This is a genomic window from Cupriavidus sp. F041, from assembly GCF_057814235.1.
On sequence record NZ_JBVASY010000001.1, the window covers coordinates 938426 to 959609 of the forward strand.

The window sequence follows — 21184 nt, forward strand, 5'->3', positions numbered from 1 at the left end:
ACAAATCCATCCAGAGCCAGAATCAGCGCGCGGATCGCACGATGTAGAGATTTCTACGTCATTGAAATTGACGTTACCGGATCCTATGCAATACGGCCTCGCCAGTCCTGCCTTGCAGCAGCTTGCCGGCATCGTGCGCGGGGCGGATACCTCGCGGCTGGACTTCACTGCGCAATCGGCGGGGCTATATGCCATCTCGCTGGGCCTGTCGCACGTGTTCGCCGACGATCACGAGATGCTCGCGCACGGCATGGTGATGTACGATGCCCTTTTCGCCTGGTGCCTGTACTGCCGCCGGTCATGCCTGCCCAGGACACGCCCTGACGCGGCCTGGCCGGGCGACAATACGTTACCAACCAGCCAGTTCCATACGCCCATGTCCCTGCGCACCGCCGCCCCCGCCCTGGCCTCCGCGCTGTTGTTCGGGGCAAGCACGCCACTTGCCAAAGCCCTGGCCGGATCAGTCTCGCCCTTGCTGCTGGCGGGCTTGCTTTACCTGGGCAGCGGCCTGGGCCTTGGCATGCTGCTGGTGCTGCGGCGCATCGGGATGGGCCCCGGCAATGCCGGTACGCCGATGCCCGGTATTCCGCGCCGGGAAATGCCGTGGCTGCTCGGCGCCATCCTAGCCGGCGGCATGGCCGGGCCGGCCTTGCTGATGACCGGCCTGGCCGGGACGAGCGCGGCGTCGGCTTCCCTGCTGCTGAACGTGGAAGGCGTGTTCACCGCGCTGATCGCCTGGGTGGTCTTCAGGGAGAATGCCAGCCGCCCGATCGTGATCGGCATGGCCGCCATCGTTGCCGGCGGCTTGCTGCTGTCCTGGCAGCCGGGCCGCCTGCAATTGTCAGCCAGCGCCTTGCTCATCATCGGTGCGTGCCTGTGCTGGGCCATCGACAATAACCTCACGCGCAAGGTGTCGAGCAACGACGCCGTGTTGATCGCCTGTATCAAGGGCCTGGCGGCCGGTCTCTGCAACACGGGGCTGGCCCTGGCCACCGGCGCCCAGTTGCCGGCGCTCCCCGCGCTGGTTGCGGCCATGGCCATCGGGTTCCTCGGGTACGGCGTCAGCCTGGCGCTCTTTGTCATCGCGTTGCGGCTGCTGGGTACCGCGCGCACAGGTGCCTATTTTTCCGTGGCGCCGCTGTTCGGCGTGGTGATTTCACTGGCCATGTGGCCCGAGCCGCCGCATGCGGTGTTCTACGCGGCGGCCTTGCTGATGGCGCTGGGTGTCTGGCTGCACCTGCGCGAGCATCACGAGCACGAGCACACCCACGAGCCGCTCGAACACAGCCACACGCATCGCCACGATGCGCATCACCAGCATGAACACGACTTCCCCTGGGACGGGCGGGAGCCGCACCGGCACCTGCACCGGCATGCCCCCCTGGTCCACAGGCATCCGCACTATCCGGATATCCATCACAGGCATTCGCACTGACCCCGCCTGCGCGAACGCGCAGCACCGCGAGATCTGGCTGCGCCCCCCCGATGGCCATGTCGTGGCGATCGCGAGCCAGTATGGCAATCCCGGCCCGGCGGCCTAGCCGCCGAGGGTTTCCAGTGCCCCCTGATAGTCGTAGCAATCCAGTTGCGCCTGCAGGCGCTTGCAGACGTCGGCGGACAAGCTGCGGGCAATGACGTCGCGGTAGCGGGCGAACGTGTTGTTGGCCTCGCTATCGCCCCCCTCCAGTTGTCCGCGTAGCGCTTCCAGGACGGCAGCCAGCGCGGCATCCTGGCGATCGGCGCCGGCCGCCGGCACGGCGCCGGGCTGGGGCGAAGCGTCCTGATCCGGCAAGTGCGCGCGCAGGGCATCGAGCAACGGCAGCAGGGCCGCGCGCAGGACCGCCAGCAGTTTGACGGAATCCGGGCGCCCGGGCGCGGTCGGCAGCAACAAGCTCGCCTCCAGCGTAGCCGCGGCGGAGGAAAGCGCCATGGAGCCAAGATTGGCGGCCAGTCCCTTGAGCGAATGGGCCAGCGACAAGGCGCCGTCACGGTCGCCCCGGGCCATGCGCCCGCCGATGCGGTCCGGCATGTCGGCATAGCCCGCGGCGAAGCGTTCGAGCAACTGGCCATAGACCTCCACGCGGCCACTCACACGCCCCAGCCCGCCGTTCACGTCCAGGTGCGGGGAGGCCGCCAGCGCGTCGACCCAGGCCGGCCGGGCAACGGCTTGCGCCGCCGGATCGCCACCACCGGGAACCGACAGCCATTGGCGCAGGGTGGCATAGAAGGCCGCGGGATTGATCGGCTTGGCGACATGGTCGTTCATGCCCGCCGCCAGGCAACGCGCCCGGTCTTCCGGCAGCGCATTGGCCGTCATGGCGATCACCGGCAAGCTCGCGAAACCCGGCAGCTCACGGATGCGCCTGGTGGCTTCAAACCCGTCCATCACGGGCATCTGCACATCCATCAGGACAAGATCGTAGGCACCGGCCTGGACCTGGTTCAGCGCGACAGCACCGTTCTGCGCCACGTCCGGGTAGATCCCCGCGGCCTGCAGCAAGTGAACCGCAACCTCCCGGTTGATGTCGTTGTCCTCCACCAGCAACACCCGTGCGCTCGGCAAGGAGAGCATCGCGTCCGGCGCGCTCTCCTGCGCCTCGGCGGCGTCCTCCGCGGCGTCCTCGTCGGCGGCCAGCGTGCGCACGGTCGCCTCCAGCAGGATCGAGGCGCTCACCGGCTTGATCAGGGTCTCATCGAAGCCGGAGCGCTCGCCTTCGCGCAAGACTTCCTCGCGGCCGTGCGCGGTGATCATGACCCGGCGGGGACGCGGGTGGCGCAGGCGCATGGCATCGATATGGCGGGCGGTCTCGATGCCGTCGAGACCGGGCATCTTCCAGTCGATGAACACGGCCTGGTATGGGTCGGCGGCCTCGTCGGCCAGCGCGATCTTGGCCAGCGCGGCCCGGCCGGAGGCGGCCTCGTCCACGCGGAAGCCAAAGTTGCGCAGCATGGAGATGACGACCTGGCGCGCGTAGTCGTGATCGTCCGCCACCAGCAGACGGCAGCCGGCAAGCTGCGGTGCGACCATGGCACGGGCAGGCCGCTTCTTTCCCGCCTGCAGGTCGAGTTCGAACCAGAAGGTGCTGCCCTGGCCAGGGGTGCTGTCCACCCCCAGCGTGCCGCCCATCAGTTCCACCAGGCGGCGGCAGATGGCCAGGCCGAGGCCGCTGCCGCCGTAGCGGCGCGTGGTCGAGGCATCGGCCTGCTCGAAGCTCTGGAACAGGCGGGAGCGCGTGCCCGCATCGATGCCGATGCCGGTGTCGCGCACTTCGAAGCGCAGGCGGATGCGGGGCTGGGATTCGCCGGCGCCGCGGCGTTCGACGCGGATGACAATTTCGCCCTGGTGGGTGAACTTGACCGAGTTGTTGGCGAAATTGATCAGGATCTGCCTGAGCCGAAGCGGATCGCCGCGCAACGAGTCCGGCACGTCCGGGGCGACTTCGACGATCAGCTCGAGCTGCTTGGCGACGGCGCGCTCGGCCACCAGGTCGCTCACCGTGCGCAACATCCGTTCCAGCGAAAAATCGATCCGCTCGATTTCCAGCTTGCCGGCTTCGATCTTCGACAGGTCGAGAATGTCATCGATGATCTCCAGCAGATGCTGCCCGGAATGCTGGATCTTTTCCAGGTAGCCGCGTTGCTTGTCATCGAGCCGCGTGCGCAGCGCCAGGTGCGCCATGCCGATCACCGCGTTCATCGGGGTACGGATCTCATGGCTCATATTGGCCAGGAAGCTGGCCTTGGCATGGGCGGCGCTCTCGGCGGCCTGCTTGGCGACGACCAGTTCGGCATTGGCCTGGGCCAGTTCCCAGGTCCGCTCTTCGACCCGGCCTTCCAGCGTCTGGGACAGCGATTTCAGGCGGTGGTTGGCCTCCACCTGCTCCGTGATATCGATGCCCACGGCACCAACCCCCCACCACTTCGCCGGTGTGCGGGTCACGCACGGGAAAGCGCATCATCTGCAGCTGGCGCTCGCCAAGCGGTGTCTGCATGGCATAGATGTGCTCCTGTGCCTTACCCGAGGACATCACGCGCTCTTCCATCTCCCAGCGCGCCCGGGCTTCGTCCGCTGCCGTGTTGAGCTCCCAGGTCGCCTTGCCCAGCACATCGGCCTCGCTCGCTCCCAACAGGGCTTGCGTGGTCGGATTGGCGGCAAGCATGACGTGCTGGCGGTCCTTGAGCGACATGATCGCGGGCGAATGCTCGAGCATGGCGCGCATCCTCTCCTCGCTTTGCGCCAGGAGCCGGCCCTCCCGCCGCAGGATCCAGGCGGCGATGGCGATCAGCAGCAGGATGATGGCGGTCAGCGCCACCACGACATTACGCGTGAACAGATAGGAGGAGAACGCCTCGTCCATTTCCTGCTCCACGATCAGCCCCACCTCCAGGCCGGGGATCCACCTGGCCGCGCCCGCGACCCGTTCGCCGCGGAAGTCCGGATAGTCGAAGGCAAGCACCGGCGCGCGGTCGCGCAGCACGCTCCCGGCGACCAGGGTCAGCGGGCCGTCCTGCTGGCCGCTTCCCCCGGCCTTGCCTGGCTGCAGAGGCACCCGGGCAGCGATATTGAGCATGGACGACGTATTCGTTGCCAGCCTGCCCGTTGCCGCCAGTTCGCGCGTGAAGCGGCTGGGAGAGGCCAGCCTGGCCTGGCTGTCGATGGCGTACAACTCGCCGGTACGGGCAAAGCGACCCGCTTCGATGATCGGCAGCATCACCGCGCGGGGATCCACCCGCAGGCACAGCACGCCGATGTTGTGTCCCGCGTCGGACAGGCGGGCGCACACCACCTGGAACGGCAAGTCGACCAGCGCGCCCGATGCGTCGCGGGTTGGCTCCGGGGCCGGATAAGGGGGCGAGACCGCGCTGCCCTCCTCCAGCGCCCGCCTGGCGGTCCTGGCTGACTCCGGCAACAACGGGAGGCCGATGCGGCTGGGCAGTTCCGATGCGACGATCTGGAGTGCCGGCGTGGCCAGGGCAAAGCCCAAAAATCTTATAAGGATCCAAGGTAACTATTCAGCAGATGTTGTAACCCGATGCGAAGTGCTTCATAGTGCTACGCATGACGAAGATCCCCAGCCTCAACGACCTGACGCCAGAGCAGAAGGACGCGCTCATCATTGAGCTGGTGACGCGGCTGAATGCGCTTGAGGCGAAGCTGGAGAAGGATAGCCACAACTCCAGCAAGCCGCCTTCGACCGACGGCCTGAAGCGCAAGCCGAAGTCGCTGCGCGAGCCGGGCACGAACCCGCCGGGTGGTCAGCCCGGCCATCCGGGCAAGACGCTCAAGCGGGTGCAGGACCCTGATCACACGGTGACGCACCCGGTGCCCGAGCGCTGCGACGTCTGCGGCAGTGCCATTGCGGCAGATCAGGTCACCGTGCTGCCGCAAGGCCGCCAAGTGTTTGATCTGCCCGCGATCCGCTTTGAAGTGATCGAGCATCGTGTGCAAGTTGCCCAGTGCCGTTGTGGCAAGACCCATACCAGCCAGTTCCCGAGCGGGGTCAGCCAGGCGGCGCAGTATGGCCCTCGGGTCAAAGCCGCGGGGGTCTATCTGACGCAGTACCAGCAAGTGCCGATCGACCGTACAGCACAAGCCCTGCGAGATCTGTTCGATCTGCCGGTGAGCACGGGCACCATTCAAAACTTCATCAACGAGGCTGCCGGCGCGCTAGCACCGGCAATTGATCAGATCCGTCAAGCGATCCTGGCCGAGCCGGTGGTGCACTTTGATGAGACAGGCATGCGGGTTGGGCGCAAGCAGCAGTGGCTGCATAGCGCTTCGACAATATGGCTGACCTGGTATGGCCCGCACGCCAAGCGTGGCAAAGAGGCATTGGATAGCTTCAACATCTTGCCTGCCTTCGACGGTGTGGCCGTGCATGACGGCTGGCGCCCTTATGCCGACTACGCGTGCCAGCACGCGCTGTGCAACGCGCATCATCTGCGCGAACTCATCTACATTTGGGAGACCACCCAACAGACCTGGGCTCAGGACATGATCACCCTGCTACGCCAGGCCAAGCGCGAAGCCGACGACAATCTGACGCGGGGCAACACCAGCCTGGCGCCAGCACGCCTGGCCGACTACCGGCGCCGCGCTGAGGCGCTGATCGCGCAGGGACAGCAGGACAATCCTGCGCAGGCACGGAATCCAGCCCTGGACCCGCGCGGCAAGACCAAACAGTCCTTCGCCTACAACCTGCTGGCTCGCCTCCAGCGATATGCGACCGAGGTGTGGCGCTTCATCGCCGATCATCGTGTGCCGTTCGATAACAACCAAGCCGAACGGGATATCCGCATGCCCAAGCTCAAACAGAAGATCTCCGGAGGCTTCCGCGTCATACATGGGCTGCAGGCGTTTTGCACCATCCGCTCTTACCTCGCCACGCTGCGCAAGCAGCAGCGTGAGCTCTTCACGGCTTTGACCTGCACCTTCTCTGGCTGCCCACCTTCGCCTATCCCCGGCTGCTGAATAGTTACGATCCAAGATTAAAACCATATTTCTTTTAAGTCGCAATCGATGCCCTGGATGATGATGGAGGCAACGACGCACGACCTGGGCCGGCATCCTCCGCGGGCACGAGCCTGGGATCAGGCCACGGCGATGGAACCATGGCTGCGCGCTCGCCTGCCGCTCACCGGTGCATGAAGCCGCCCGGCGCTGCCGGCGCCAGCCTGGCGGAAGAACGGACAGGCTACTGCCCGGGGCTTATGAAAATGCCGCATCCAGCACTGTGGTGCCACTGAGAGAGGATGGTGGGGTGCGGACCAGTGCTGCGACCGTATACAGACAGGCCATGGCCTGTCTGATAACGCCCATTTCCTGATCGGGACCGCGCGCGGCCTGAACCACCAGCCTGGCGCTCATGCACAGTCGCAAGGCACTGACGGGGATACCCGCCCTGTGACCACAGTCGACCGGTTGACCGATCTGATAGGCCAAAGCGTCGGCACCGCACCCCGGCTTTTGCAGCTGGTGATAGATGCCAGCCGTTTCGTCGCGGCTGAGCACAGCCCTGCCGACATCCAAAGCCGGCCGGTACAGCAGGAAGGGGTGAATGGTCTGAATATCGTCCCAGTTCGACTGGCTGTTCAGCGCGGTGCGGTCCAGCGCCGGTACATCCAGGATGGAGAAAGCCGGATCGCGGCTCAGCCTTTGCCGGACGGCACTGGCGAAGCGCCGCAGAATGCCCTCGACTTGCGTGGCTGGCACCGCACGGAACTCGCGCAACTCATGGACTGCTGCCTGCCAGCGCAGCAGCAGGCCAAAATTCGCGCGCGATCCAAGGGATTGCGCACATGACCAGTCGCGCGGCCACTCCTCGCGAGCAGAGTAGAGGCGGAGTTCCGCCGGAATGCCTCGCTGGCGCAGCGTCTCGCCTGCCGCCGCCGGCAGCAGCAGGGCACCGGAAAACGATGGCCCCGCTACGAACTTGGAACCGGTCAGCGCAATCATGAATCCGTTGCGCAGGTACGCCTGGATGGTGCCCGGCTCGATGCGAAACTGGCAGGCGTCGACGAGGACCTGCACCGCCGATGGCCAGCGGCGGTGCAGGCGCATCACGCACGAGATGCTCGGCGCAATGCATCCGGTCTTGGTGACATCGATCAGCACCAGCAGCACATGACGTCCGTCATGCACGGCCTGGCTGACGAGTGCTTCGATTTCCACGTCGACCACGTCGGCATCCCGGAGACTGCCATCAGCGTGACGGATCGGTACATTGAGGATGTCGCTGGCGCAGGCCTGGCCAAGGGATTCGCCCGGGATGGTGATACGGCCCAGCGCGTTATACGTGCTGAAGTGCCGCCCGGTCAGCGCCGCGGGCACGCCGCTGCCGCTCTCGGCCTCGCCGGCCAGGATCACCAGGGGCCGGACCGGGACGCCACTGGCGCCGCCATCCCCCGACAATCGCGCCGCCACCTGCGCCGCAAGCAAATGCACATCGGTGCCCGACGCCGAGAAGACGAGCCCGGGGTCAAGGGCATGATCGATGCCGCACAATGCCAGCAACTCGCCGCGCAACCGGTCCATCTCGCGGCGATACAACTCGGCCGCGGGATGGTGCGCCAGCCCGCCGGCCAGCCGGCCGCGAAGTCCGTCCGCCACGGCGAACGCCGCCGGCGAGATCCCCGAGGAAGTGGACGAGCCAAAGGCAACCAGCCCCGGTGAAGCGCATGGCTGGCAACCATACTTGTTCCGGCCAGTGACGGGGTCCAGCGCGATACGATGATCCCCGCCGCTCACCAGCAGGTCAGCCGTCGATGGCAGCGGCATCGGGAGCGTGCGGTCGGTCGGCATGGTCGGCATGGCTGGCGTTGATCAGCATGGTCCTGAACGCAGCGAAGATCTTGTGCATCTGCGGCTGCTTGTAGGGAAAAAGATCGACCGGATCGATATCGTGCACGACCATGGCCGTGTCCGCCTCGAACACCAGCAACTCGCCATCCGGCGTCTCGGCGCAATCCAGGCCAACATAGTCAAGGCCCAGCCGCTCCTGGATCAGCGCGAGCGCATCCTTGTGACGCAGCGCGAAGGTGTGGTCGAAGTCGCACATGATCGCCGCTTCTTCATCCCGCTTGGCCGCGCTCTCCGCCATGCCGGCATTGAGATAGTGAATCATCCAGTGCTCGGAGATGCCGACGTGGCAGACGTACGGGCGCCCTTCGATCAGCACAAGCCGGTATTTCCGGTACTGGCCGTCCGCGTTCCGGTAGTCGATGAAGTAAGAGACGTAGAACGCAGGCTCCTGGCTCTGCGCCAGGTAGCCGGCGAGTTCGGCCGCGTCGGCAATTTTCTCCAGTCCCTTGCCGGCATGCGAACCAAGGGGCCTGACGATGACCGGGAAACTGCCCTCGCCCAGCACCGACGAGATCGCTGCCTGCCCGCTGGCGACACTCGCCAGTACCTGGCGATCCACACGCCGGGTCGGCGGCATGCAGATGCCCGGAGCCGGCGCCAGTATCGACGCAGCCGTGTCCCGCGACAGCAGTTGCAGGCGATCCGGCATGTTCAGCACAGGGCGCGGCCAGATGGCGGCGAGTGCGCGCAACTGCTCCAGCACGGGCTGGGTACGGTCGGATTCGCCGACGGCGATAAAGAGCACATCGTGCTCCGGCACGGCCTGCGGCAGCGGGTTTTCCGGGGTGACATACAGTGCGTCGAGCGCCACGTCGGAGTTGCCCAGCAGGCATTCGATCGGGGTGTTGGCCATCAGGTCGCCAGACACCATGACGGCCAGCACGCGCAGGCGAACGCCATCACCGCGCAAAGTCGGCAGATGATAAAGCTGCCGCGTCTGCAGCGCCTCGGCCTGGACGGTCATGGCGAGCGCATGATCGCCAATCAGTTGCAGGACCAGCGAGAGATCCATCAGTGCGTTCGCATCATCCGGATGCGACTCCAGATGCTTGATCAGTTCCGCGCCAAGCGGGCGCAGATCCTCATTCTGGTGGGCCGCCCGCAGCAGGTAGCGCAGACCGATCAGGGTATCCCGGGCCGGCGCCTGGGTCACGGGGTCATGGATTGCGTTCATTGTGGTAAGTCGCTGGCTTCGGGAATGGATAACGGCGCACTCAGCGACCGGCCGAGAGCGAGGGTGGCGCCCAGCAGGACGTCAATGTCCTGCTCGGTGCTGCGATGATTGAAAAGGGCAACCCGGATCGCGAAGCGGCCATCGAGCACGGTCGATGACGGTGCGGCTACGCCGGATTCCTGCAGGGCGACGACGAGATCGCGGTTGACCTGTTCGATGGCGCCGTGCGCATCAACCCCGGTGCCGATGAAGCGGAAGCAAACGATATTGAGGGATGGCGGCGCCAGCATTTCCAGTTCCGGCTCGGCATCGATGCGCCGCGCGAGTTCCCGTGCGAGCGCGCAGGTATGGGCGATCATGCCGCCCAGCCGCTCGGTACCGTAGACCTTGATCGTGAACCAGGTCTTCAACGCGCGAAAGCCGCGCGAGAGGTCCGGCCCGAAATCGCAAGGCCAGGGCGAGCCGGCCGCCATGCCGCGCTCGCCGCGGCTGAGATAGGTGCCTTCATGCGTCGCAAAGGTGCACAAGTGCAATTGCCGGTCCCGGACCACAAGGAAGCCGGCGTCATAGGGGACTTGCAGCCATTTGTGGAAATCGAAGGCGATCGAGTCTGCCTGCTCGATTCCGCGCAGGCGCGGGGCCAGTTGCGGGCACAGCATGGCCAGGGCGCCGAAAGCACCGTCGACATGAAAATGCAGTTGCTCCCGGCAGGCAATGCGCGCGATCGCTGCAAGGTCGTCGATGGCACCCGTATCCACGGTGCCGGCAGTGCCGACGACGAGAAATGGCGTAAAGCCGGCAGCGCGATCGACGGCAATGGCCGCCTCGAGACATGCCATATCCATGCGCCCCAGGTCGTCAACGGGAATCGATCGCAGGTTGTCCTTTCCCAGGCCGGCGAGGTCCATGCCCTGCGCGATGCAGCCATGCGCCCTGGCGGAGGTGTAAGCACTCAGGCGGCGCGAAGCTTGCGCCACGCCGCCCGACCGGACGCCACTGCCGAGCGCCCGGGTCCTGGCGACCAGTACGCCGGACAGATTGGCCATGGAGGAGCCGGTCAGGAACAGGCCGCTCGCATCCTGCGGGAAGCCGAACAGCTCGATCACCCAGCGCAGCACCTGCCACTCCACCTCGACCGGGATATGGTCGCGGCCACCCAGGTTGGCATTGAGCCCCGCCGCGAGCATTTCCGCCAGCATCCCGACGGGCGTCCCCCCGCCATGCACCCAGCCCATGAAGCCGGGATGCGCATTGCCGACGGCAAACGGCAGGATACTGTCCATGAAGGTCTGGTGAACCTGGTCCAGCCCGCTTCCTTGCCGGGGCAAGGGCTCGCGAAAGCGCCCGCGCACCGCGTCGGGAATCGGCTGCCAGACCGGCCGCTCGCGGATGCCCTGGAGATAATCCAGCATATCGTCGAGCATGCTGTGACCCTGCGCCCTGAGCTCGCTCCAGTCGACGGGGTCGAGACTGGCGGGGACTGGCTGCCGGCGGCCCTCGTTGGTTGGTGTTGACATGGCTATTGGCTGTCCGGAAAACACATGTACCCCCTGCCGAGGGGCGTCGCGCGCCCTCGGTTCCGGGACATCGTGCAGGGGATCATAGCGTCGGGCCGCTGGCGTGTTTTGAAGAGGATGGCGGGTTTTTTGCCTTATTTCTCAGGGAAACGCTGAACATCGCCCATGCCCCGCTTCCGCTCAAAGCGGCGGGCCAGGCTCCCGGCCGTTGCGGGCACCAAAAAACAACACCACCGCGCCCGCCTTAACACAATCCGATAATTTGCGAGCGCCGCCGCACGCGACGATAATTGTGTCGTCAAGCATCTTAAGCAACGCTCCCGCCTCTCCTCTGCCTCCGCCCTCCTCCCATGCAGCCACATCAAGGCCTACCCCATCCCCAACGATCCTGGGCCATCCTCACCGTGTTCTGCGGCCTCATCATGGCTGTGCTCGACGGCTCGATCGCCAATATAGCGCTGCCGTCGATCTCGCGCGAGCTCGCGTCGGACCCATCCAGCACCATCTGGGTGGTCAACGCCTACCAGCTCACCGTCACGGTGTGCCTGCTGCCGCTGTCCTCGCTAGGCGACATCCTTGGCTACAAGCGCGTGTACCGCACCGGCCTGGCGGTCTTCCTGGTGGGTTCGCTGTTGTGTGCGCTCTCGCCGAACCTGCCGGTGCTGGTGGCCGCGCGGGTGGTACAGGGCATCGGCGGGGCCGGCATCATGAGCGTGAATACGGCGCTGGTGCGCTTTATCTACCCGCCCACCAAGCTCGGGCGCGGCATCGGCCTGAATGCGCTGGTGGTGGGCATCACCATTGCCGTGGGACCGTCGGTGGGCGCGCTGATACTGTCCATCGCCAGCTGGCCGTGGCTGTTCGCCGTCAATGTGCCAGTGGCGATCTTCGCACTGGCTCTGGCGCGCACGGCGCTGCCCGCGACGCCGCCCCAGCCGCATGGCTTCGACTATCGCAGCGCGCTGCTATCAGCCGTGGTGTTCGCCTTGTTCATCCTGGGTGTGGACGGCGCAGGCCATGCCGCCTGGCGGCCTGCCGCGGCGGCCGCGCTGGTGGTGGCTGCCACGCTGGGCTGGTGGCTGGTGCGCATGCAACGCGGCAAGCCGGCGCCGCTGGTGCCGGTGGACCTGTTCGCCAGCCGCTCGTTCACGCTGGCGGTGGGTACGTCCTTCTGCTCCTTCATGGCGCAGATGCTGTCCTTTGTCGCACTGCCCTTCTACCTGGAATATCAGCTTGGCCGCTCGCTGCATGAAACCGGGCTGCTGATCACGCCGTGGCCGTTGATGGTGGCCATCATGGCGCCGCTGTCGGGGCGCTTGTCCGACCGGTATCCCGCCAGCGTTCTGGCTGGCATCGGGCTGACGTTGCTGGGCTCGGGGCTGGTGGGGCTGGCACTGCTCGGGCCGGAAGCTTCAAGCTTTGCCGTGTGCTGGCGCATGGCGATGTGCGGGCTGGGTTTCGGTTTGTTCCAGTCGCCTAACAACCGGGCCATGATCGGGGCGACGCCGCCCGCACGCAGCGGTGGCGCCAGCGGTGCGCAGGCGACTACGCGGTTGCTTGGGCAGACTACGGGGACTGCCGTGCTGGCGCTGTTGTTCAGCATCGATCAGGGTGGCGCTGCGCGGGTGGCGCTTTTTGTGGCGGCGGTTGTTGCGGGGGTTGGGGCGGTGGTTAGTTTTAGTCGGTTGCGGGGGGGTGGGGGGGTTGTGGCGCCGGTGCGGGGGGCGGTTGATGCGGATCTTTGAGTTTTGAATTGGGCGATTGCTTGGGGGGGTGGTTTTTTTGTATTCGGTGTTGGTTGTTGGGTCCAACAACCAACACCGATTCTAAGCCCCACCCCACCAAAAAATCACTCCGCCTTAGCCCCCGACTCCTTCACCACCTTCGCCCACTTAGCAATCTCCACCTTTTGATAAGCCGCCAACTTCTCCGGCGCCCCAAGAATAGGATCCAACCCAAGCGTCTTCAACTTAGCCTGCACATCCGGCAACTGATAAATCCGATTCAACTCGGCATTCAGCTTGGCAATCACATCCTTAGGCGTATTCGCCGGCGCGAAAATCGCAAACCACGAATCCGCGTCAAACCCCTGCAACCCCTGCTCCGCCAGCGTAGGAATATCCGGCGCCGACGGCGAGCGCTTGGCACTGGTCACACCTAACGCCCGCACCTTGCCTTCCTTGATCACCGGCAGCGCCGAAGGCAGGTTGTCGAACATCATGGAGATATGGCCGCCGAGCAGATCAGGAATCGCCATGGCACGGCCTTTATAGGGAACATGGGTGAGCTTCACCCCGGCCAGCGAGTTGAACATTTCGCCCGCCACGTGCGGCGAGGTGCCGACACCCGGCGTGCCGAAGGTAAGGCTGCCCGGCTTGGCCTTCGCCAGCGCGATCAGCTCGGCCACATTCTTGGCCGGCACGGAGGGGTTGACCACCAGCACGTTCGGCGTGGACGCGACCAGGATCACCGGCGCGAAATCCTTGACCATGTCATATGGCATCTTGCTGTAGAGCGCACCGTTGATGGAGTGCGTGCCCACGGTGCCGAGCGCCAGCGTGTAGCCATCGGGCGCGGCATGCGCCACGGCTTCGGCGCCGATGTTGCCGCCGGCGCCGGGCTTGTTGTCCACCACCACCGGTTGCCCCCAGGATGGGGAAATCTTTTCCGAGAAGATACGCGCCAGGATGTCGGGCGCGCCGCCGCTAGGGAAGCCCACCACCATCCGGATCGGCCTGGAGGGATAGGTGTCGGCCTGGGCCGATGGCACGGCGAATGCGGCGCAGGTGGCCAGCACAGCCGCTGCGAAAGAGGTGATGCGCATGGTATGTCTCCCGATGACTGGATTTGTTTTTTTGGTACCAGAGCTTGTCCCGCAAGCCGCCGCCGGACGGACGTGACAATTTGTCCCTGTCCGGCGGCGGCGATGGCTCAGCATGATGCTACGGCGCGGACTTCACGCCACGCTCACACCACCGTGCCGCCGAACTCCGCCATCACTTTATCGTGCAGGCGGCGCATTCCCTTTAGCCACCGATCGTAATCCTGTCCCTTGCGCTGGTAATACTCGAGCACTTCCGGATGCGGCAAGATGAGGAAGCGTTCGTCCTTCACCCCTTCCAGCGTGACCTGTGCCACATGCTCGGGCGTGACCGAGCCCGCCTGCAGGAAGCCCTTGCGCTCGCCGTCCTCGCCGAACAGCATGCGCGTCTGCACGCCCTGCGGGCAGATGCAGCTGACCTTGATGCCGCGATCGCCATAAGTGATCGACAGCCATTCGGCAAAGCCAATGGCGGCGTGCTTGGTCACGGCATACGGCGCCGAGCCGATCTGCGACAGCAGCCCGGCGGCCGATACGGTGTTGACGAAATAGCCATCGCCACGCGCCAGCATCTGCGGCAGCACCGCGCGCGCGGCGTGGATGTGGGCCATGACGTTGATCTCCCAGATGCGCTGCCACTCCTCGGCGCTGGCATCGAGTCCCTTGCGCAGGATGATGCCGGCATTGGAGCAGAACACGTCGATCTGGCCGAAGCGCTGCGTGGCTTCGTCGGCCAGCGCCTGCACCGCGGCGGCATCGGCCACGTCGACCTGTTGCGCGAACACCTGGCAATCAGGGCTGGCCTTGGCCAGTTCGGCGGCCACCTCGTGCGCGCCCCTGGCGTCCAGGTCGGCCACGGCCACGCCACGCGCGCCGCCGGCGGCAAAGGCCAGTGCCAGCGCGCGTCCGATACCGGTCGCCGCGCCGGTCACCACCACGGTCTTGTTGCGAATCTCCATCTTTGTCTCCTTTGTTTGCTATGTCTGCATTGCCAGCTAGATGTGCGGCCCTTGGGCCGCGAGAATGCGATACGTGACGGTGGTGGCGATGCTATCCGCGCCCCTGCCACAAGCGAGCCTGCAGCGCATCCGCCAGTTCGCGGATGCGCGGGCCCAGGTTGCCGTCGAGGATTTCCGGCGTGAGCCGGGTGGCCGCGCCGCCGATATTGATGGCCAGCACTTCCGCGCCGCCTTCGAGCACCACCGGCGCCGCCGCGCCGCTCACGGTGCGGTCCCACTCGGCGTGCGCCAGGCAGAAACCACGCCTGGCGTAATCTCGCAGCGCACGCTCGAGCTTGATGCGGATGGCTGGCCAGCGCGCCCCGTAGTGGCGCTCCAGGTCAGCCATCACGGCGGCGCGCCGCGCCGGCTCAAGCCCGGCGAGCCAGGCCCGCCCGATGGCGGAAGTTGCGGTGGGCAGGCGCGAGCCCGGCGCCAGCCGCATGACCAGCGCGCCGCGCGGCTGGCATACCTCGAGGTAGACCATCTCGTGGCGGTCCGATGTCGCCAGCGCGACCGTGCAATCGGTGGCAAACGCAAGCGACTGCATCAGCGGCTGCGCGATCTCGCGGATGCCCGAGCCGGCCAGGTAGCGCTGTCCGAGCACCATCGCGCCCTGGCCGAGCCGGTACTTCTCCAGCGAGGCGGAATAGATCAGGTAGCCCAGGCTGGTGAGCGTGTAGGTCAGGCGCGAGACGGTGGGACGCGGAATGCCGGCGCGGCGTGCCAGTTCGGCATTGCCCAGGTAATCGTCGTGCGGGCCGAAGGCGCGCAGCAGGTCAAGCCCGCGCGCCAGCGCGGTGACAAAATTGCGGTCGTCTCGGTCGGTGTCCTGCGCCGCCGCAACGGGCTGCGCATCGACGGCGGCGACAGCAGCAAGCGGCGCGGCGGCGGGCGAATGCGGAATCGACGAGGTGCGTTTCATACGTGGCGAGGACGCTGGGCAACGGCTGGTGAAGAACGTGCCTGTGGCCGCCATGAAAGGCTGCGGACAGAGGCGCGCCGGCTATTTCGCTGTGCGGAAGACAATTCCGTATTTCTTGACTGTGCCTCAGGCCGTATGCAACAGTCAATGAAAACGAACGATCGTGCTGGAACGTGACTACGGCGACATGCGTAGCACGCTTCACGGTACACGACGACACCGGCACCCGGGGCCTGCCTGAGCAGGCCATTCCGCATCGCACAGGAGACAACGCATGCAGCACGCCTTTCAACAAGCCGCACCGCCTCACGGCTGATTCCCGCCCCAGCTTGATCAAGCGGCCCCGACTTTAGCGCGCGGCGCCGCCACTTCCACGCAGCCCGCGCCGCGGCTTGCGTGCCTTCGTTCGTGTTTGCAAAAGTCGCATGAGGTAAGCCCGTGACATTGTTTCTCCAACAAGTCCTGAACGGCCTGACGCTGGGCGGCGTGTACAGCCTGGTGGCGCTGGGCCTGACGCTGGTCTACGGCATCCTGCACGTGCCCAATTTCGCGCATGGCGCCTTCTACATGGCAGGCGCCTACGTCTCGTACTACATGATGACGTCGCTTGGCGTGAACTACTGGCTGGCGATGGGCGCTGCCGCCATTGCGGTGGCGGCGCTGTCGATGCTGGCCGACCGGCTGGTGTTCCATCCGCTGCGCAACGCGCCCGAACTGCACGACATGATCGCCGCCATCGGCATCATGCTGTTCCTGGAGGCCGGGGCGCAGGCACTGTGGGGCGCGGACTTCCATCGCATGCCCACGCCGTACGGCCAGATGGTCGAGGTGCTGGGCCTGACCGCGCCGGCGCAACGACTGCTGATCATCGCCGCGGCATTCGGGCTGATGGTGCTGCTGCACCTGTTCCTGACGCGTACCGTGACCGGCTCCACCATCGTGGCGATGGCGCAGAACCGCGAAGGCGCGGCGCTGGTCGGCATCGACGCCACCCGCGTCACGCTGCTGGTGTTCGCCATCTCCGGCGCGCTCGCCGCGATTGCCGCCACGCTGTACGCGCCAATCAACCTGGTCTATCCGAGCATGGGCAACCTGGTCATCACCAAGGCCTTCGTCATCATCATCCTCGGCGGCATGGGCAGCATTCCCGGCGCCATCGTCGGCGGGCTGATCATCGGCATGGCCGAGAGCTTCGGCGGCTTCTATGTCTCGACCGACTACAAGGACATCATCGCCTTCGTGCTGCTGGTGGCCATCCTGTCGATCCGGCCCCAAGGCCTGTTTGCAAGCAAGGCCGCATAAGGAGCGCACCATGAGCAAAGCATTGCAAGGCAAGACCGGCTGGGCGCTATTGCTGGCGCTGGCCATCGTGTTCCCGCTGGTTACGCCCAACAGTTACTACCTGACGGTGATGACGCTGGCCTTCATCTACGCCATCGCCACGCTGGGGCTGAACCTGATCACGGGCTATACCGGCCAGCTCAACCTGGCGCACGGCGGCTTCATGGCGATCGGCGCCTATACGCTGGGCATTCTCACCGTGGACCACCAGGTGCCGTTCTGGGGCGCGTTCGTGCTGTCCGGCGTGGTGTGCATGGCGGTGGGCTACCTTGTCGGCGTGGTGTCGCTGCGCCTGAAGGGGCATTACTTCTCGATCTTCACGCTGTGCATCGGCTACATCATCTACCTGCTGATCGAAAAATGGGAAAGCCTCACGCATGGCACCGTTGGCCTGATCGGCATCCCGGTGCCGGCATCGGTGGGGCCGCTGGTATTCGACAACGTGCAGGCGCAGTACTACCTGGTGCTGTTCTTCCTGGTGGTGGGCACTTTCCTGATGCACCGCATCGTGACCTCGCTGCTGGGCCGCAGCTTCATGGCGGTGCGCAACAGCGACGCGCTGGCCGAGGCGCTCGGCATCAACCTGATGCGCACCAAGGTGCTTTCCTTCGTGCTGTCGGTGGGCTATGCCGGCTTTGCCGGCGCGCTGTACGCGGGCCAGGTGCGCTTTCTCGGACCCGATATCGCGCGCACCGACCTCACCTTCGACATGGTAATGGCGATGCTGGTGGGCGGCACCGGCACGCTGCTGGGGCCGCTGCTGGGCGCGGTGCTGGTACCGTGGGTCACGCAGACGCTGCAGTTCCTGCAGGACTACCGCATGCTGGTGTTCGGGCCGGTGCTGATCCTGCTGATCATCTTCGTGCCGGACGGCATCGTGGGCTCGTGGGCGAAACGCCAGGCGCGCCGCGCCGCCGCCGCGCGGCGCGGCGGCAAGAGCCGCGCGCAACCAGCCGGCGCGCCCGTCGTCGCCAACCCGAATGCCAACGCCGCAAATGCCGCCAACGCAGGGGCCGACCATGCTTGAGATTCGCAACCTGACCAAGAAATTCGGCGGGCTGACCGCCGTGCACGATGTTTCGATCACCTTCGAGACCGGCCATGTCAACGCCATCATCGGCCCTAACGGCGCCGGCAAGACCACCTTCTTCAACCTGATCGCCGGCACCCACGCGCCCAGCTCCGGGCAAATTCTGCTCAAGGGGCAGGACGTGGCCGGCCTGCGCGCCGACCAGATCGCCCGGCTCGGTGTGGCACGCACCTTCCAGGCCACGCACCTGTTCGACCGGGCCACCGTGCTGGACAACCTGATCGTGGGCCACCGGCTGCGCACGCACTCGGGACTTGCCGACGTGATCTTCAACACGCGCCGGCTGCGCGAGGAAGAACGCCTGTGCCGCGCCAAGGCGGAGGAGGCGCTGGACTTCGTCGGCCTCACGCACCTGGCGCATGAAGTGGCCGCGGACATCACGCAGGAGGAACGCAAGCGCGTGGCCTTTGCGCTGGCGCTGGCCACCGATGCCGAACTGCTGCTGCTCGACGAGCCCGCCGGCGGCGTCAATCCGGAGGAGACCGTGGGCCTGGCCGAACTGATCCGCAAGATGGTCCGCCACGGCAAGACGGTCTGCCTGATCGAACACAAGATGGACATGATCATGCGGCTGGCCGACAAGATCATGGTGCTCAACTACGGCGAGAAAATCGCCGAAGGCACGCCGGCGCAGATCCAGCGCGATCCGCAGGTCATCGAAGCCTACCTGGGAGCCGACCATGTTGCAGCTTGAACGCGTTTCGCTTTCCTATGGCAGTTTCCGCGCCCTGGACAACATCACGCTGAACGCCAGCGCCGGCGAACTGGTGGTGCTGCTGGGCGCCAACGGCGCCGGCAAGAGCTCGATCTTCCTGGCGCTCAGCGGCATTCAGCGCACCAATGGCGGCAGCATGCGCTTCGACGGCCGCGAACTTGCCGGCATGAAGCCCTCGCAAATCGTGCAGGCCGGGCTGGTGCATTGCCCGGAAGGCCGCAAGCTGTTCCCCGCCATGAGCGTACAGAAGAACCTGACGCTGGGCGCCTACGTGCACCGGCGCGACCCGGCGGGCATCAAACGCTCGCTGGAAGAAGTATTCGAGATGTTCCCCATCCTGCGGCAGAAAAAGGACGACCCGGCCGGCTCGCTCTCGGGCGGCCAGCAGCAGATGGTGGCGCTCGGCCGCGCGCTGATGGGCCGGCCGCGCACGCTGCTGCTCGATGAACCCTCGCTTGGCCTTGCGCCGCTGGTGGTCAAGCAGATGTTCGAGGTGATCCAGCGCATCAACCGCGCCGGCACCACGGTGCTGCTGGCCGAACAGAACGCCTACGCCGCGCTGGGCATCGCCCACCGCGCCTACGTGATCGAAAGCGGCCGCATCGTGATGGAAGGCGACCGCGACACGTTGCTAAAGGATGAAGGAATCCGGAAGGCGTACATCGGCGGATAGCGCCCGGCACCTTCCGAACAGTTTCTCATGTGGCCCAAACGGGCCACCCCTCAAGCGATGCGAAGCGAGCCGTGAAGGTGTACCAGGCCGTATGGGGCGCCTCGGGATCCGGCGAAAAGAGCGGAAAAGAGGGGCCCATGTTTGAGTATCGCCTTAAGGCGATGCGAGTTTGGGTCCCGGCCGCTCTTTTCGTCGGATCCCGAGGGGGGTGTCGCCCCATCCGGCGCGCCTTCTTTGCCTACTTTCTTGGCAAGACAAGAAAGTAGGTCGCCCCCCGCAGGGGGGGTGAAACCGCCTTTGACTTTAAGCTTTTGAAGTTGACTTTGACTTCGAAGTTAAGCCGTTCCACGTTCCAGTCAGACCCAATACAAACACATCAGGAGACAGCCAAATGCAGACCAAAACGATCCGCCGCTTCTTCCCCCTCGCCGCCACCGCCGTGGCCGCCCTGATGGCATCCGGCACCGCCCTCGCCCAGGAAGTCGTAAAACTCGGCTACACCGGCCCCCTGTCCGGCGGCGCCGCCCTGTACGGCAAGAACGTCCTGTCCGGCATCCAGATGGCAGTGGACGAAATCAACGCCTCGGGCCTGGAGGTCAAGGGCAAGAAGGTCAAGCTGGAAGTCGTCTCGCTGGACGACAAATACGCCCCCGCCGAAGCCGCCATCAACGCGCGCCGCCTGGTGCAGCAATACAAGACGCCTGCCGTGTTCGTGCCGCACTCCGGCGGCATCTTCGCCCTGCAAGCCTTCAACGAGCAGGAGAAATTCCTGGTGATGGCGTACTCCAGCGTGCCGCGCATCACCGACGCCGGCAACAAGCTGACCATCCGCATCCCGCCGGCATACACCGGCTATATCGACCCCTTCATCAAGGCGCAGATGAAGCGCTACGGCAAGAACGTGGCGCTGGCGCCGGCCGACCACGACTACGCCAAAGCCTGGGTGCAAGCCTTCGTGCCGGCATGGGAAGGCGCCGGCGGCAAGGTGGTGGCCAACAACCCGATGTCCTATACCAAGGCCACCGACTTCTACAGCGGCGTGTCGCGCGTGCTGGCCGACAAACCCGATGTGATGTTTGTCGGCGGCCCGTCCGAGCCGACCGCGCTGGTGGTCAAGCAGGCGCGCGAACTGGGCTTCAAGGGTGGCTTTATCGTGATGGACCAGGCCAAGCTCGACGAGATGGCCAAAGTCACCAACGGCCTGGCCATGCTGGAAGGATCGATCGGCGTGATGCCGCTGGCGAACGACGCCCGCCCGGCGGCGCAGACCTACAACAGCAAATACAAGAAATTGCACGACGGCCGCGACGCCACCACCGAGATGTCGCTCAACTACACCATGGTGTACGCGCTGGCGGGCGCCATGAAGCTGGCGGGCACCACCTCCGACGCAGCCGCGATCCGGGCCAGGATGCCGGAGGCGGTGAAGACGCTGGCCAAGGATGCCAACCCCAACGAGATCGAAAGCCTCGACGCCAAGGGCGGCACCGTTGCCGACACCGTGGTCGGCTGGGTGCAGGGCGGCAAGATCGCCCCGGTGCGCCTGTCGGAACTGGCAAAGTAAGCGC

Annotated in this window: 16 protein-coding genes and 1 pseudogene; 9 read left to right on the forward strand and 8 right to left on the reverse strand. The window is 65.7% G+C overall.

Annotation, left to right across the window (positions count from 1 at the left end):
* Positions 1-85: 85 nt before the first annotated feature.
* Positions 86-271: pseudogene (locus ACZY0R_RS04335) on the forward strand (chromate resistance protein ChrB domain-containing protein); the annotation flags it as partial.
* A 105-nt stretch (positions 272-376) separates the two neighbouring features.
* Positions 377-1435, forward strand: a complete 1059-nt coding sequence (locus tag ACZY0R_RS04340; RefSeq protein WP_488859498.1) for a DMT family transporter — start codon at positions 377-379, stop codon at positions 1433-1435.
* Between the two features lie 102 nt (positions 1436-1537).
* Here the strand turns inward: ACZY0R_RS04340 and ACZY0R_RS04345 are convergent, their stop codons facing one another.
* Entirely contained in the window at positions 1538-3721 is a 2184-nt protein-coding gene (locus ACZY0R_RS04345; RefSeq protein ID WP_488859499.1) for a hybrid sensor histidine kinase/response regulator, read from the reverse strand.
* On the reverse strand, positions 3711-4985 hold the full coding sequence (locus tag ACZY0R_RS04350; protein ID WP_488857289.1) for a PAS domain S-box protein: 1275 nt from the start codon (positions 4983-4985) through the stop codon (positions 3711-3713). The genes ACZY0R_RS04345 and ACZY0R_RS04350 overlap by 11 nt, the downstream gene beginning before the upstream one ends.
* 74 nt (positions 4986-5059) lie before the next feature.
* On the opposite strand from ACZY0R_RS04350, the gene tnpC reads away from it, so the two are divergent.
* Positions 5060-6472 (forward strand): IS66 family transposase, encoded by a 1413-nt coding sequence (gene tnpC, locus ACZY0R_RS04355; protein ID WP_488857033.1) that lies wholly within the window; start codon positions 5060-5062, stop codon positions 6470-6472.
* Between the two features lie 237 nt (positions 6473-6709).
* Here the strand turns inward: tnpC and ACZY0R_RS04360 are convergent, their stop codons facing one another.
* The 3 genes from ACZY0R_RS04360 to ACZY0R_RS04370 all read right to left on the reverse strand — a co-directional run bounded on the left by ACZY0R_RS04360 (position 6710) and on the right by ACZY0R_RS04370 (position 11053).
* Positions 6710-8050: a hypothetical protein gene (locus tag ACZY0R_RS04360; RefSeq protein WP_488857290.1), complete on the reverse strand. Its 1341-nt coding sequence runs from the start codon at positions 8048-8050 to the stop codon at positions 6710-6712.
* 205 nt (positions 8051-8255) lie between these two features.
* On the reverse strand, positions 8256-9536 hold the full coding sequence (locus ACZY0R_RS04365) for an ATP-grasp domain-containing protein (protein ID WP_488857292.1): 1281 nt from the start codon (positions 9534-9536) through the stop codon (positions 8256-8258).
* Positions 9533-11053, reverse strand: coding sequence for a pyridoxal phosphate-dependent decarboxylase family protein (locus tag ACZY0R_RS04370; protein ID WP_488857293.1), 1521 nt, complete (start codon positions 11051-11053; stop codon positions 9533-9535). The genes ACZY0R_RS04365 and ACZY0R_RS04370 overlap by 4 nt, the downstream gene beginning before the upstream one ends.
* Before the next feature lie 350 nt (positions 11054-11403).
* Between ACZY0R_RS04370 and ACZY0R_RS04375 the strand changes: the two genes are divergently transcribed.
* Positions 11404-12798, forward strand: a complete 1395-nt coding sequence (locus ACZY0R_RS04375) for an MFS transporter (RefSeq protein ID WP_488857294.1) — start codon at positions 11404-11406, stop codon at positions 12796-12798.
* Positions 12799-12902: 104 nt separating this feature from the next.
* Here ACZY0R_RS04375 and ACZY0R_RS04380 read toward each other — a convergent pair whose 3' ends face one another.
* The 3 genes from ACZY0R_RS04380 to ACZY0R_RS04390 form a co-directional block, all read right to left on the reverse strand.
* Positions 12903-13877, reverse strand: a complete 975-nt coding sequence (locus tag ACZY0R_RS04380) for a Bug family tripartite tricarboxylate transporter substrate binding protein (RefSeq protein ID WP_045241206.1) — start codon at positions 13875-13877, stop codon at positions 12903-12905.
* 143 nt (positions 13878-14020) lie between these two features.
* Entirely contained in the window at positions 14021-14833 is an 813-nt protein-coding gene (locus tag ACZY0R_RS04385; RefSeq protein WP_488857295.1) for an SDR family oxidoreductase, read from the reverse strand.
* 91 nt (positions 14834-14924) lie between these two features.
* The gene (locus tag ACZY0R_RS04390) at positions 14925-15797 is read right to left on the reverse strand and encodes an IclR family transcriptional regulator (protein ID WP_488859500.1); all 873 of its coding nucleotides are present in this window, start codon (positions 15795-15797) and stop codon (positions 14925-14927) included.
* Positions 15798-16235: 438 nt separating this feature from the next.
* Here ACZY0R_RS04390 and ACZY0R_RS04395 point away from each other — a divergent pair, with 438 nt between their 5' ends.
* The 5 genes from ACZY0R_RS04395 (at position 16236) to ACZY0R_RS04415 (ending at position 21180) form a co-directional block, all read left to right on the forward strand.
* Positions 16236-17099, forward strand: coding sequence for a branched-chain amino acid ABC transporter permease (locus tag ACZY0R_RS04395; RefSeq protein ID WP_035864592.1), 864 nt, complete (start codon positions 16236-16238; stop codon positions 17097-17099).
* A gap of 10 nt (positions 17100-17109) precedes the next feature.
* Positions 17110-18165, forward strand: a complete 1056-nt coding sequence (locus tag ACZY0R_RS04400) for a branched-chain amino acid ABC transporter permease (protein WP_488857296.1) — start codon at positions 17110-17112, stop codon at positions 18163-18165.
* The gene (locus tag ACZY0R_RS04405; RefSeq protein ID WP_488857297.1) at positions 18158-18922 is read left to right on the forward strand and encodes an ABC transporter ATP-binding protein; all 765 of its coding nucleotides are present in this window, start codon (positions 18158-18160) and stop codon (positions 18920-18922) included. Before ACZY0R_RS04400 ends, ACZY0R_RS04405 begins: the two co-directional genes overlap by 8 nt.
* Positions 18909-19616: an ABC transporter ATP-binding protein gene (locus ACZY0R_RS04410; protein WP_276289379.1), complete on the forward strand. Its 708-nt coding sequence runs from the start codon at positions 18909-18911 to the stop codon at positions 19614-19616. Before ACZY0R_RS04405 ends, ACZY0R_RS04410 begins: the two co-directional genes overlap by 14 nt.
* Positions 19617-20007: 391 nt before the next feature.
* Positions 20008-21180 carry an ABC transporter substrate-binding protein gene (locus ACZY0R_RS04415; protein WP_488857299.1) on the forward strand — a complete coding sequence of 391 codons (1173 nt, stop codon included), beginning with the start codon at positions 20008-20010 and terminating at the stop codon, positions 21178-21180.
* Positions 21181-21184 lie beyond the last annotated feature (4 nt).